This window comes from Pseudoalteromonas sp. T1lg21 (assembly GCF_002964625.1).
Classification (GTDB): Bacteria; Pseudomonadota; Gammaproteobacteria; order Enterobacterales; family Alteromonadaceae; genus Pseudoalteromonas; species Pseudoalteromonas gelatinilytica.
Map to the genome: position 1 here is coordinate 544,718 of NZ_PQBX01000061.1, position 13,119 is coordinate 557,836.

Consider the following 13,119-nt stretch of genomic DNA (forward strand, 5'->3'; position numbering starts at 1 on the left):
TGCTGGCCTTTTTTAGCACTAAAGGAAAGTAATGCACACCCCTAATAAATGGAAAATGACACCAGAGCGAGTATCGCAGTTCATCAAAACCTACAGCTTTGCATTGATGGTTGATAGTGAGTTTGAGGCAACCCATCTACCATTAGTTTATAAACCCGATGAGGGCGAGTTTGGTACCTTGTATGGTCATGTGTCACGGGCAAATCGTCATGGCAAAAGCTTGCAAGATACCCGTGTATTGGTGGTTTTTAATGGCCCACATAGTTATATTTCACCGACTTGGTATAGTGAGAAGCCAGCTGTATCGACTTGGAACTACGCTGCGGTGCATGCCCAGGGCAAAGTAGAATACCTCGATGATGACAACACCTTAGCCTGCCTAGATGAACTAATTAGCCAATACGAGCCAAGTATTTTAAACGACACCAGTTTGTTGCCAGCTGATTATCAAGCCAAATTACTCCGTGGCATAGTGGGTATTAAAATCGAACTTGATTCAATTCAGGCAAAAGAGAAGTTAGGCCAGCATAAATCGGCGGCGGATCAACAAGGTGTTGTAACAGGGTTAAGGGCAGATAAACACCCAGATGCCCAAGCTTTACTTAGCTATATGCTTAAACATGAAGTAGGAATAGGCAGCTAATTTGCATCCCGCAAATGCTGCCAATTGGTTGGAAAGTATCAAGCACTGCTTTGTTAAAAGCATGTTAATTACTAAAACTAAAGTTAGTACATTCCATGCCCCTGTCAACTAAATGTCATATTTATCGCTCGCGGGAGTTATGTCTGAAATCGTGACAATGCTTTACTTTGGTTTATTGCTTGAATAATACTTGTGTGAATTCTAAAACCTGATGTTACTTTGCTAGCAGCAATTATGAGTATTTAATCAATGAAAATAGACAATGTGAACGCTGAAGATTACCCAGAGCTACTTGCTGTATGGGAAAACTCAGTACGAGCAACCCATGATTTTATAACAGAAGACGACATCGCTTTTTTTAAGCCAATTATCATAGAGCAGGCGTTTCCTAATGTTACTTTAAAGTGTATTAAGGATGAGCATCAGGCAATTTTAGGCTTCGTTGGCGTACATGAGTGCAAAATAGAAATGTTGTTTATTTTAGATGCCGCAAGAGGTAAGGGTATAGGTAAAGCCCTACTTAACTATGCGGTTGAGCAATTAGCTGCTCACAAAGTGGATGTTAATGAGCAAAACCCACTTGCAGTTGGCTTTTATCAGCATATGGGCTTTAAAGTTGCCTCACGCTCGCCCTTAGATGATATGGGTAAACCATTTCCAATATTGCACATGGAGCTCGTGTAGGAGCGGCTTCAGCCGTGAATTTAGATGTTCGCCGTTGAAACGCCTCCTACAAACTCTTACTAACTTTACTCTCGCAACTTGAAACTCGCTAACTTCTCTTATAACGCGCTAAAGCACGACCTACAACGCGCGAAACAAGTTTCACGCCTACGAAAGAAAACATTAGGCGCTAGGAGTCAGGCTCTAGGACGCGATGTAAAATCGCTGCTACTTGTTCGGCGTTGAAACGCCTCCTAGAAACTTTGCTCTCGTAACTCGCTAACTTTACTCTCGCAACTCGCTAACTTTACTCTCGCAACTCGCTAACTCGTCACTTATCTTTTGCTTAATTTAATGAACGCGATATGCTGAAGCAACGAATAAAGCATTACAAGGGAGTAGCAAATGAATCTCAATCAGGTGACGTTACCTGTAAAGGATATGAATGAAGCGGTGGCTTTTTACTTAACACTGGGAATGATTCAGATAGTGGATACCCCGCATTATGCGCGCTTTCAATGCCCAGATGGTGATGCCACATTTTCGCTGTCATTAGAAACTGAAGAGTTTAGTAACAGTGCGGTAATATATTTTGAACATGAGCAGCTCGATGAGCTCTATGCAAGCCTTGTTGAAAAAGGCATTCGCTTTGAACAGCCGCCAACCGCACAGCGCTATTTATGGACGGAAGCAATTCTAAAAGACCCATCAGGGAATAAAATTAAATTATATTGGGCCGGAGAAAACCGCTTAAACCCGCCATGGAAGGTAGAAAAAAGAGGATGATATGTAATGAATATTACAGCAAAAGTTACTTTCTTAGTCATAGAACGCACGCCTCATGCATTTAGATATACAGGAAGTGGTTGTTACCCTCGAATTTCATATTTGAACCGTGTCGATACCAGCTGTAGACTTATTTTTGAAGAGGGTAAAGAGTTCTTTGATGGAGAAACTGCTGATATATTTATAGAAGTGTTGGATTCATCCGCTCATCAAGGTATGTATATTGGTATGCCTTTTGAATTGTTTGTATGTCATACAAAAATAGCAGAAGGCCAGATATCAAGCTTATTTTGATAATAATCCATGAATTTAAACAAGTGCTTTGAGGTTAAATAGTGGGCTAGATAACATTTATAAATAAATGCACAGGCATTATTGAATTGGGTTTGCTAGAGCATCCGCTGCACAAGAGCAAGTGAAAGCTATAAAAGAAGAAATTATCGAGTTGGATCGTAAATTTTCAGGTTGAGTTCGATTGCAAAAAGCTGCTTCATATTTATAAGTTTTAAAGTAGAAGCGCTAGGTTCTAGGTCCTAGCGCCTAATAGCTAAAAACTATTATCTAAAAAGCTTAGCTCCAAAAACGTCACTGCTTTTCTTTCAGTAGTTGTTTGAGTTCGGCCATTTCAGCTTGCAGCTGAGCAATTTGCCCTTTGGTTGCAGGCATGTCGGCATCAGATGTTTGCTCTTCACGGGCGTTACGATGCTCTTCAGACATAACTTCTAAAATCGCACCAACCATCATGTTTAAAAATACAAAGGCCGTTAAGAAGATGAACGTTAGATAGAAAATCCAGCTGAGTTCATACACAGCCATCGTTTCATACATAACATCGGTCCAATCCTCAAACGTTGCAATCCTAAATAGGGTTAGCATAGAAATTGATACATCGCCCCACAATACTGGGTTAATGTCAGCAAACAGCATGCTACCCATGGCGGCATAAATGTAGAAGATCACGAACATAAGCAGGGCGATATAGCCCATTTGCGGGATAGCTTTTAGAAGCGAGTTAACCAGCAATCTAAGTTCTGGGATCATCGACACTAGTCGCAATACGCGGAAAATACGCAATAATCGGGCGATGAAAAGGGTTGAGCCAGCAGCAGGGTAAAGGCTACCAACCACGATTATAAAATCGAAAATATTCCAGCCTTTGCTGAAGAAATCTTTAAAGCCACGACTGGCAATAAAACGGATCACCAGTTCAACTAAAAAGAATACTGTAATCCCTAAGTCCATCCAGTGTAAGGCAAGCTCGGCAGTTGGATGTAATGAGTAGGTGTGTGCCCCCACTGTTAGCGCTGAAATAACAATGACAGCAATAACAAATGATTGAAAAATTTTACTTTTATCGATACGCTGAAACAGCTCTTGTAACTGCGACAACATCATATAGAACCCTTTGGTTATAATATTTAAACCCCCGCAATATACAGGAAAACGCAGCACCAATGTATAACTACATAAAGGAAATTTAATGTTTTTTAATGCTTTAAAATTGGCCGTGATTGCAACGCTTGCTGTGGTTTTATCAGCGTGTAGCTCAGATGCCCGTTATCATGAAATTCAATCAGCGCGCTTAAGTGAATGCAATCATATGGCAGATAAAGAGTACCATGAGTGTGTAAAGCGCCAGCAAGATAGCTACGAAGAATTTAAAAAACAACAAGCAGAACATGACTAAAACTGAAAAGCGCCTAGATAAGGCTATTCGAGAGGCTTTAACGCAAGCCTGCGAACAAGCAAAAGAGCACGTACACGAATTTTCATGGTTAACGCATACTGCTGACCTAAAAAAGCTACCACAATCACTAAAAGTAAGTTGTTATTGCAAAGAGCTGCCGATAACCGCTGAGCAAACCCAGTTAATTACCAGTTTAATTATCAAAGAATTGAGCGCTGTAGATTTAGCTATCAATGTAAAAGCAATTACGTTTTTAAAGGAATAATAATGTACTTTAATTTAACCCCTAAACAGATGGTTAGGTTAAATCGAGCTCTTGCTGTGTTGTTTAGTGGTGTAGGCGTGTACGGCTTGCAATCTGATTCATTACCTATTTCACCTTATACCTGCTTTACCTTGGCAATTGCATGTGTGGTGCAGGCTTATTACTCAACAGAAAAATTCGTATCCAAAGCAGCGCTTAGTAATACAATCACTGCAACAGACACAAGCCTAACTGTTAAGCAGGTGTACTACCAATGCGAAAAAGAAGAGATACTTGAATTAAGTCGTATTTCGCAATTGAAAGTTGCTGATAACTATTTAGCCGTCATATTAGATGGCAACGGGCAAGGCTATGACTTTCAAATAAAAGGTAAAGCTGAAGCCATCACTGAACGTTTGATTGAGGTATTGCCAAAGGCGCTGCTTAAAAACAGCCCAATCAAACAGGTTTAATTTGGTAAGCCAGCGGCAAATGGCTATAATCGGCAAAAATTATTGAAAGAGATATAGCAATGGCAGTGCCTACGCGTTCACAAATTTCAATTGGCTGCGAAGTCAACATTGTATTAAAACAAGATCAACGAACAGGTCAGTTAACTCAAGGTGTGGTGTCACGTATTTTAACTAAATCCCCAAACCACCCGCATGGTATTAAAGTTCAGCTTGATGATGGTCAAGTAGGGCGCGTGAAAGAGATTTTATCATGAGTGTTTTAAGCGAAAGTGAATTTTGGCAACTCGTAACCGCCGAAGATAAAACTGCCGAGCCTGAGTCTGTTTGTAATGCATTAAAAGCAAAGCTGACTGATTTATCTGACCAGCAGCTGATGGAATTTGATAAGCAGTTTAACCTACGTATGCGCAAAGCCTATACCTGGGACTTATTTGGTGCCGCTTATGTAATGGCCGGTTGTAACGATGATTATGGCTTTTCTGAGTTTTTATGTTGGCTTATTTCACGTGGTGAACAGGCTTTTTTAAAGGCACTTGAAAACCCAGATTCAATTGCTGAGTGTACGCCAGTTTATCATTTAAACGAACAGCCTTACCCGTATTTAGATGAATACGATTTAATTGCCGGTATGCTTTACGAAGAGCGTAATGATGATGAATTACCCTTTGTACCATCAGGCCTTGAGCAACCAAAAGGTAAACGCTTTAAAGATAAAGCCAAGTTTTTAAAACAAACCTACCCAAATTTATACGCCAAATATTGGCAACAACCGAGTTAATTAAAAGCACCTAAGGGTGCTTTTTTATGTCTTTAGGTTACTTGCTTTTACCATGACAACTCATTAAGTTATTAAATAATATTAATAAAGTGAATGCTAACATGCGTCAGGAGCTTATTGAGCTAAAACAGTATTTAATAAAAAAAGGCATTCATAGAGAGGCCTATGCGATTGATACTTTACCAAGAATTGAAGGGCATTGTATTTACGACGCAAAGAGTCATATTGAGGTCTTTTACTTCGAACGAGGGGTAAAATTTCAGCAAAAAACATTCTCTGATGTTGAAGATGCGATAAGTTATTTTAAAGCAGAGTTACTTTCAGACCCATTTTCTAAATTATAACGTTCATAAGCATAAAGTTTACCAGCAATTTCTTAGTACCCAAATCCAATCATTTTGTGTTATATTATTCATGCTTAATTCAGCACTATTAACAACATAAATCAGCAGACTAGATTAATTCGGTTTGCTACAACACATATCAAAGGAAATGACAGTGTCAGAAAACGTATATCAAGCCCCAGAAGCAAACCTCGCTTCGGCATCAACAGAAACTACCACTTTAACGATGAAAGAAATTTTGTTTTCTTTTAATGGTCGTATACCTAGAAAAACCTATTGGTATTCTTTCTTAGGTATTATCGTAGCTTCATTTGTTTTTATGTTCTTAGTCGCATTATTAACAGCGGGTAATGAAACAGCAATTTCTGTGATCACACTCATCTTTTATATCCCACTTATGTGGGTTTCGCTTGCGGTTCAAGTAAAGCGCTGGCATGACCGTAATAAATCAGGTTGGTGGGTACTGATTGGCTTAGTTCCCGTTATTGGTGGTATCTGGGCGTTAATTGAAAATGGTTTTTTAGCGGGTGATGAAGCTGAGAACCGTTTCGGTAAACCTACTAGCTTATAAGCTATACTGTGTGCTCTGAATATCAGAGTACACAAAGTAAACTTACCCAATGAAGCATTTAAGTACGATTCACATCGCTCGATTTATTATCAGCTTTTGTTGGCTTTATCATGGGCTGATGCCAAAACTAATTCATATTGCCCCCTTAGAACAACAAATGACGGCAAGTTTTGGTTTTAATGCTGAAATTTCAATGCTCATTACTCGGGCAGCTGGCATAGGTGAAATTATATTTGCCGTGCTGTTTTTTATCTTCTACCGTTCAATCTTAATCAATATTCTCAATATAGTCGCTTTAGTTGGACTAATGCTGTTTGTTGCCGTTTTACAACCTGCACTTTTAATCGAAGCGTTTAATCCTGTGACTACAAACTTTGCCATAATCGCGTTTAGTCTCGTGCTAATTAAAGAAACTAAAGAGCCGCAGCTCAATGCTTAATACACCGCATCAGTCGCCAATCACTCAATACACGAAAAAAGAAGAAAAAAAGTTTTTATCTTCTTATTTATTTTTAATAGGCCTATTGCAAATAATTGCCGCATTCTATTTTTTGGATTTGCCTATAAAAGAACAGCTACTAGATGAGCAGGGTGTAGTAAAGCGCTTTTATGAATCACATAGAAATTGTGGGCAACACAATAAATGTAAACTTATGACAGTTGTAGGAACGGAAAAGACGACTACATACCTAAGACCAACGAACTTACCAATTGAATTAAATGATCACGTTCATGTTTTAGCTTCATATAATAAAAGTGCCGAAGCGTATAAAGTTCATCAGTTACAACTAAATGGTAAGATGATCCAAAGTTATGAACAGGCAATATTTAAAAGCAATATTACGCGTATATTGCTTGGTATTTTTGGTCTGATTTTGATTGTTTTTAGTTTAATCAATAAGTTTAAAACTAAACCGCGTAACAATGCTTAATTTCGTCAATCATGGCGTTTGCTAAAGGCGAGCTGGCATTTGTTTTTGAGGTGATCAATACCACAGGAATATCGTAGTGATATTTACTCGGTTGAATAGCTTTGAAAATACCTTTATCAACCCAGAACTGTGCGTAGTGGTCGGGTAAATAACCAATAAACTCACCCGATAAAATTAAATGTGCAATACCTTCATCGTGATAAGCCACAGCACTATTTTGATAGTTTAAACCGTCGTTTCGGCTTTCTTTATCGCGCATGTAGTTACTGGTAATGACTTCGGCTTCTTTAATGAGCTCATTTATTTGTTTTTCTTCACACTTAAATAATGGGTGACCGACTGCGCAATACAAAAAGTTAGTTTCATTGTGTAGGGCAGTGTAATCTAACCCACGAATATGATGGCGGCTAACACCAATTCCCACTAATGAACGGCCATTGGCTACTGCGGTTTCTACCTCTCGTGCCTCGCACACATTAATATCGAACTGAATGTTTTTACCTTTGCCTTTTAACTTTGCGATTACGCGTGGAATGGCACAACGTGGGTCGCTGACCATGGTATCTATCATGGCAATACTTAAACGCCCCGATAACTCGTTTTTAGAGCTTGCTACGGTATTAGCAAAGGCTTCGCATTGCTGAAGCAGTTCAATCGATGCCTGATAAGTGATGGCACCAGCGTCTGTAATTTCAAAACCACTGCGGCCACGTTTACATAATTTAATGCCAAGCCTTACTTCTAAATCAGATAAATGCGCACTGATCGTTGAGCGGCCAATATTTAAACGTGACTCTGCGGCTGAAAGCCCGCCACACTCAACAATTGCTACAAAAACGCGCAATAAGCGCAGGTCTACGTCATGAACTTGCATAGCTCTTCTTTTAGTTCGATAAATCTGGAATGAATAACGATAATTATGCATTTGTAAAACAACTAGAGCAAGCTAGACTTCATCTAAATAAAACTTAATCCTGTTCTTTAGGAGTTATAAATGACATTTAAGTATGGTGTTGACCAATTAACGTTAGACAGCGTTAATGCTATTGCAGCCGGTACGTTAGAGGCAGAGCTTTGCCAAGAAGCAATTGATAAAATAAATAAAAGCCGCCAAAACGTAGACAAAATGGCTGCCTCAGATAAAGCCATTTATGGTATCAATACGGGCTTTGGCCCATTGTGTGATACACAAATTTCTCCAGAAGAAACCAACCTATTACAAAAGAACTTATTGATCACACACGCTGTTGGTGTGGGTGAGCCAATCGCTAAACCTATTTCAAAGCTGATGCTAATCACCAAAGTACATGCATTAAGCCAAGGTTTTTCAGGTATTCGTTTAACCGTTGTTGAGCGTATGCTTAAGTTTATTGAACTTGATATTATCCCTGTAGTACCAGAGCAAGGCTCAGTAGGCGCATCGGGTGACTTAGCACCGTTATCGCACTTATTCTTACCTCTTTTAGGTGAAGGTGAGTTTTGGGTAAACGACACAATCAAACCAGCAGCAGAGGTATTAAAAGAGCACGGTTTAGCGCCTTTAGAATTACATGCTAAAGAAGGCCTAGCGTTAATTAACGGTACTCAGTTTATTTTATCGCATGCCATTACTGCGCTTACTAAAATGCGTTACTTATTAGACCTTGCAGATATCGCAGGTGCTATGAGCATTGAAGGTATGCAGGGTAGCGAATCGCCGTTCCGTGAAGAGTTACACGCAATTCGTGCTTTTAAAGGTAATGTTGAAGTTGCAGCGCGCATGCGTAGCTTTTTTGCAGGGTCTGAAAACATGGCTTCACATACTGATTGTGACCGTGTACAAGACCCTTACTCATTACGTTGTATTCCACAAGTTCATGGTGCATCACGTAACGCGTACTACCATTTAAAAGAGCTTGCTGAAACAGAAATGAATTCTGTAACAGATAACCCAATTGTGATCAGCGAAGACGAAGCAATTTCGGGTGGTGGTTTCCACGGTCAACCACTTGCTATGGTATTAGATTACGCATCAATCGCAGCGGCAGAGCTTGGTAACATTGCTGATCGTCGTTGTTATTTACTGCTTGAGGGCTTACACGGCTTACCACGTTTATTAACGACATCGGGTGGCTTAAACTCTGGCATGATGATCCCGCAATATGTGACTGCGGCACTGGTAACAGAAAATAAATCATTGTGTTTCCCGCCATCAGCAGACAGCGTACCAACATCAATGGGCCAAGAAGATCACGTATCTATGGGTAGTATTTCTGGTCGTAAGTTAAACCAGATTTTAGGTAACCTTGATAAAATCTTTGCTATTGAGCTGATGTATGCAGCGCAAGCAATCGAATTTAGACGTCCTAACAAGTGTTCAGACATTATTGAAGAAAACTTTGCGCTCATTCGCAGCAAAGTTTCCAAACTAGAAGAAGATCGCTTACTTAAGCCAGACATTGATGCCATGGTTGCACTCGTTAAATCGCAAGCGTTTAAAGTTAACTAAGGGAGCAAATAATGACTTTTCAAGAACAAATTAAGCAAGGTATCCCAAGCGTATTGCCAGAGCCAAAACCGTATCCAAGTGATGCAAACCGTGCTCCAAAACGTAAAGACATTTTATCAGCTGACGAAAAGCAATTAGCGATTCGTAACGCATTGCGTTATTTCCCTAAAGAGTGGCACAAAGAATTAGCTGCTGAATTTGCCGCTGAGCTTAAGCAATTTGGCCGTATTTACATGTATCGCTTTAAGCCTAACTATGAACTTAAAGCGCGCTCAATCAGCGATTACCCGGCTAAATGCGAACAAGCTGCCGCAATCATGTTAATGATCGACAATAACCTTGATCCAGCAGTAGCACAGCACCCTGAAGAGCTAATCACGTACGGTGGTAACGGTGCGGTATTCCAAAACTGGGCGCAGTACTTATTAACCATGAAGTACCTAAGCGAAATGGAAGAAGACCAAACGCTACACATGTACTCGGGTCACCCTATGGGGTTATTTCCATCATCAGTAGAAGCACCGCGCGTGGTTGTGACAAACGGTATGATGATCCCGAACTATTCAAAGCCGGATGACTGGGAAAAATTCAATGCACTAGGTGTAACTCAATACGGTCAAATGACTGCGGGTTCATTTATGTACATTGGCCCACAAGGCATCGTGCACGGTACAACCATTACTGTAATGAATGCATTCCGTAAAGTACTGGAAAAAGGCGAATCACCAAAAGGTAAGATCTTCTTAACTGCTGGTTTAGGCGGTATGAGTGGTGCGCAACCTAAAGCGGGTAACATTGCTAACTGTATCACCGTATGTGCCGAGGTTAACCCTAAAGCAGCTATTAAGCGTCATCAACAAGGTTGGGTTGATGAGCTAATTGATAACATGCCAGAGCTTGTTGAGCGTGTACGTACGGCTCAGCAAAATGAAGAAGTGGTTTCAATTGCCTTTATCGGTAACGTGGTTGATGTATGGGAAAGCTTCTTAGCTGAAGATATTTTCATTCACTTAGGTTCAGACCAAACTTCACTTCATAACCCATGGTCAGGCGGTTACTACCCGGTTGATATCAGCTATGAAGAGTCAAATCGTTTAATTCGTGAAGAGCCAGAAGTATTTAAAGAAAAAGTACAAGCGACGCTTAAGCGCCATGCCGATGCTGTTAACAAGCACACGGCAAAAGGAACTTACTTCTTTGATTACGGTAATGCGTTCTTGCTAGAGGCATCACGCGCTGGTGGCGATGTAATGGCTGAAAATGGTATTGATTTTAAATACCCATCGTACGTACAAGATATTCTTGGCCCAATGTGTTTTGACTACGGTTTTGGCCCGTTCCGCTGGGTATGTACATCAGGTAAACCAGAAGATCTTGATAAAACAGATGCGATTGCTGCAGACGTTTTAAATAAAATCATGGCGGACTCGCCAGAAGAGATCCAACAGCAAATGCAAGACAACATCACATGGATCAAAGATGCGAAGCAGAACAAACTTGTTGTTGGTTCGCAGGCTCGTATTCTTTATGCAGACGCACAAGGCCGCGCTGAAATTGCTAAAGCCTTTAATGATGCCATTAATCGTGGTGAAATTGGTCCGGTTGTACTTGGGCGTGACCACCATGATGTGAGTGGTACGGATTCACCTTTCCGTGAAACATCAAACATTTATGATGGTAGCCGCTTCACCGCAGACATGGCGATTCACAATGTAATTGGTGATGGTTTCCGTGGTGCTACTTGGGTATCTATTCACAATGGTGGCGGTGTTGGCTGGGGTGAAGTGATCAACGGTGGTTTTGGTATGCTACTAGACGGTAGTGAAGCTGCCGAGCGTCGTTTGAAATCTATGCTATTATTTGATGTAAACAACGGTATTGCTCGTCGTAGTTGGGCGCGTAACGAAGAAGCTAATTTTGCTATTAAACGTGAAATGGCTCGTACCCCTAAACTTAAAGTGACCTTGTCTAATAACGTTGATGATGAAGTTTTATCAAACTTAGATTTCTAAGTTGTGTCAATGCAAAAAGGCCATGTTGTAAGTGCAACATGGCCTTTTTTATTGCCAAAAATTATTAAATAGCGCATCGTTTAGTGTATCAATTTTTAGCTTAGCGAATAAGGAGATAGATATGACTAAAACACTTACTGGTGGATGCTGCTGCGGCGAAGTGAGTTATAAAGTCGCTGATAACTTTAGGCGTTTTTTCTTCTGTCATTGCGAACAATGCCGCAAACTAACTGGCACTGCTCACGCTGCAAACTTGTTTACCTCACCTGATGCTATCGAATGGGTTAAAGGCCAAAATCACATTACGCGATTTAATTACCCTGGTCGTGCATTATCTAGGGCGTTTTGTAAAACCTGTGGCTCTGCGTTGCCATTTGAATCACAAGACAGTAAATACCTACTTGTACCTGCAGGCAGTTTAAATGAAGAGCCAAGTAAAGAATTAGACGCGCAAATATTTTGCGAAGAACAAACCGAATGGCATAAAAAAGGATTAAATGGCAAAAAGCTGATAGGTTTTGGTCGTGATTAAGCTCGATTAAAGAGTAAAGTTAGCGAGTTACGAGGTAAAGTTAGCGAGTTACAAGGGTAAAGTTAGCGAGTTACAAGGGTAAAGTTTGCGAGATACGAGAGGAAAGTTAGCGAGATACGAGAGTAAAGTTAGTGAGGTACGAGAGTAAAGTTAGCGAGTTACAAGTTTGTAGGAGGCGTTTTAACGCCGAACAAGTAGCAGCGATTTTACATCGCGTCTCAGAGCCTAAATCCTAGCGCCTAATGTTTTCTTTCGTAGGCGTGAAACTTGTTTCGCGCGATATTATGTAGGTCGTGCTTTAGCGCGTTAAAAGAGTGTTTAGCGAGATAAGAGAGTATAGTTTGCGAGTTACGAGAGTAAAGTTTCTAGGAGGCGTTTCAACGCCGAACAAGTAGCAGCGATTTTACATCGCGTCCCAGAGCCTAAATCCTAGCACCTTATGCTTTCAATCGTAGGCGTGAAACTTGTTTCGCGCGTCAAAAGAGAAGTTAGTGAGATACGAGAGTAAAGTTTGACCAGTTGGTCGAGTTTGATTAATCTGTAAAACACATTTTAAAAGGAGGTTTTATATGTTTAAAGTTTTAACCTTAGCTGTTTTTGTCTCGTTAGCAGTACCTACTAACGCAAATGAAATTACAAGCGAATTTCTTAAAAAAGAGCTAGAACTTGCTCATTCTCAGTACATCAAAGGTTCGAGCGATAGTGCGCTTTATGCGTTAAATGCACTTGCAAGAATTCTTGAGCTTGATAGCGCTAAAACGCTGCAAACAGAGGTAGGCCTTAACAATCTTGCTTTTACTTATCTTCGCATTGGACTCATTCATGAGCATGCAGGTGATCAGCTGCAAGCCAATAGCTACTTTGCAAAAGCGATGAATGCTCACCAAGGCGAAAAACTCAAGCTTGCAGAGCTCAAAGCGTATATAACTAAACTAGATAAATCAGCTGCTCACTTAATTTAAATAT

Annotated in this window: 19 protein-coding genes; 17 read left to right on the forward strand and 2 right to left on the reverse strand. The window is 40.3% G+C overall.

Annotation, left to right across the window (positions count from 1 at the left end; genetic code table 11):
* Positions 1 to 31 precede the first annotated feature (31 nt).
* From C2M25_RS19165 to C2M25_RS19180, 4 genes are all read left to right on the forward strand, one after another.
* Positions 32 to 643, forward strand: coding sequence for an FMN-binding negative transcriptional regulator (locus tag C2M25_RS19165; RefSeq protein WP_105173469.1), 612 nt, complete (start codon positions 32 to 34; stop codon positions 641 to 643).
* Between the two features lie 249 nt (positions 644 to 892).
* Positions 893 to 1,327: a GNAT family N-acetyltransferase gene (locus C2M25_RS19170; protein WP_105181899.1), complete on the forward strand. Its 435-nt coding sequence runs from the start codon at positions 893 to 895 to the stop codon at positions 1,325 to 1,327.
* A gap of 384 nt (positions 1,328 to 1,711) precedes the next feature.
* The gene (locus C2M25_RS19175; protein WP_105173467.1) at positions 1,712 to 2,092 is read left to right on the forward strand and encodes a VOC family protein; all 381 of its coding nucleotides are present in this window, start codon (positions 1,712 to 1,714) and stop codon (positions 2,090 to 2,092) included.
* A 6-nt stretch (positions 2,093 to 2,098) separates the two neighbouring features.
* Positions 2,099 to 2,386 (forward strand): hypothetical protein, encoded by a 288-nt coding sequence (locus C2M25_RS19180; protein WP_105181900.1) that lies wholly within the window; start codon positions 2,099 to 2,101, stop codon positions 2,384 to 2,386.
* A gap of 291 nt (positions 2,387 to 2,677) precedes the next feature.
* Here C2M25_RS19180 and C2M25_RS19185 read toward each other — a convergent pair whose 3' ends face one another.
* On the reverse strand, positions 2,678 to 3,484 hold the full coding sequence (locus C2M25_RS19185; protein ID WP_171038308.1) for an ion transporter: 807 nt from the start codon (positions 3,482 to 3,484) through the stop codon (positions 2,678 to 2,680).
* A gap of 88 nt (positions 3,485 to 3,572) precedes the next feature.
* On the opposite strand from C2M25_RS19185, the gene C2M25_RS19190 reads away from it, so the two are divergent.
* The 9 genes from C2M25_RS19190 (at position 3,573) to C2M25_RS19230 (ending at position 7,121) form a co-directional block, all read left to right on the forward strand.
* Complete coding sequence (locus C2M25_RS19190; RefSeq protein ID WP_063707355.1) at positions 3,573 to 3,779, forward strand: hypothetical protein; 207 nt, start codon at positions 3,573 to 3,575, stop codon at positions 3,777 to 3,779.
* Positions 3,772 to 4,044: a hypothetical protein gene (locus C2M25_RS19195; protein ID WP_063707353.1), complete on the forward strand. Its 273-nt coding sequence runs from the start codon at positions 3,772 to 3,774 to the stop codon at positions 4,042 to 4,044. Before C2M25_RS19190 ends, C2M25_RS19195 begins: the two co-directional genes overlap by 8 nt.
* 2 nt (positions 4,045 to 4,046) lie before the next feature.
* Positions 4,047 to 4,496 carry a hypothetical protein gene (locus C2M25_RS19200; RefSeq protein WP_105181901.1) on the forward strand — a complete coding sequence of 150 codons (450 nt, stop codon included), beginning with the start codon at positions 4,047 to 4,049 and terminating at the stop codon, positions 4,494 to 4,496.
* Between the two features lie 59 nt (positions 4,497 to 4,555).
* A complete protein-coding gene (locus C2M25_RS19205) occupies positions 4,556 to 4,750 on the forward strand; it encodes a YwbE family protein (RefSeq protein WP_036971837.1) in 195 nt (64 codons plus the stop codon).
* Positions 4,747 to 5,274 (forward strand): DUF4240 domain-containing protein, encoded by a 528-nt coding sequence (locus C2M25_RS19210; RefSeq protein ID WP_062565591.1) that lies wholly within the window; start codon positions 4,747 to 4,749, stop codon positions 5,272 to 5,274. Before C2M25_RS19205 ends, C2M25_RS19210 begins: the two co-directional genes overlap by 4 nt.
* Positions 5,275 to 5,375: 101 nt before the next feature.
* A complete protein-coding gene (locus C2M25_RS19215; RefSeq protein ID WP_105181902.1) occupies positions 5,376 to 5,618 on the forward strand; it encodes a hypothetical protein in 243 nt (80 codons plus the stop codon).
* A gap of 154 nt (positions 5,619 to 5,772) precedes the next feature.
* The gene (locus tag C2M25_RS19220) at positions 5,773 to 6,189 is read left to right on the forward strand and encodes a DUF805 domain-containing protein (protein WP_199775193.1); all 417 of its coding nucleotides are present in this window, start codon (positions 5,773 to 5,775) and stop codon (positions 6,187 to 6,189) included.
* A gap of 49 nt (positions 6,190 to 6,238) precedes the next feature.
* A complete protein-coding gene (locus tag C2M25_RS19225; RefSeq protein WP_105173464.1) occupies positions 6,239 to 6,628 on the forward strand; it encodes a DoxX-like family protein in 390 nt (129 codons plus the stop codon).
* On the forward strand, positions 6,621 to 7,121 hold the full coding sequence (locus C2M25_RS19230; protein WP_105173463.1) for a hypothetical protein: 501 nt from the start codon (positions 6,621 to 6,623) through the stop codon (positions 7,119 to 7,121). The genes C2M25_RS19225 and C2M25_RS19230 overlap by 8 nt, the downstream gene beginning before the upstream one ends.
* Here C2M25_RS19230 and C2M25_RS19235 read toward each other — a convergent pair.
* Positions 7,099 to 7,995, reverse strand: coding sequence for a LysR family transcriptional regulator (locus C2M25_RS19235; protein WP_105173462.1), 897 nt, complete (start codon positions 7,993 to 7,995; stop codon positions 7,099 to 7,101). The two genes, C2M25_RS19230 and C2M25_RS19235, sit on opposite strands and share 23 nt — an antisense overlap.
* 120 nt (positions 7,996 to 8,115) lie before the next feature.
* On the opposite strand from C2M25_RS19235, the gene hutH reads away from it, so the two are divergent.
* From hutH to C2M25_RS19255, 4 genes are all read left to right on the forward strand, one after another.
* Positions 8,116 to 9,609, forward strand: a complete 1,494-nt coding sequence (hutH, locus tag C2M25_RS19240) for a histidine ammonia-lyase (protein WP_105181903.1) — start codon at positions 8,116 to 8,118, stop codon at positions 9,607 to 9,609.
* A gap of 11 nt (positions 9,610 to 9,620) precedes the next feature.
* Complete coding sequence (locus tag C2M25_RS19245) at positions 9,621 to 11,621, forward strand: urocanate hydratase (RefSeq protein WP_054563828.1); 2,001 nt, start codon at positions 9,621 to 9,623, stop codon at positions 11,619 to 11,621.
* 121 nt (positions 11,622 to 11,742) lie between these two features.
* On the forward strand, positions 11,743 to 12,153 hold the full coding sequence (locus C2M25_RS19250; protein ID WP_062568003.1) for a GFA family protein: 411 nt from the start codon (positions 11,743 to 11,745) through the stop codon (positions 12,151 to 12,153).
* A gap of 569 nt (positions 12,154 to 12,722) precedes the next feature.
* Positions 12,723 to 13,115: a hypothetical protein gene (locus C2M25_RS19255; protein WP_105181904.1), complete on the forward strand. Its 393-nt coding sequence runs from the start codon at positions 12,723 to 12,725 to the stop codon at positions 13,113 to 13,115.
* The last annotated feature ends 4 nt before the right edge of the window (positions 13,116 to 13,119 follow it).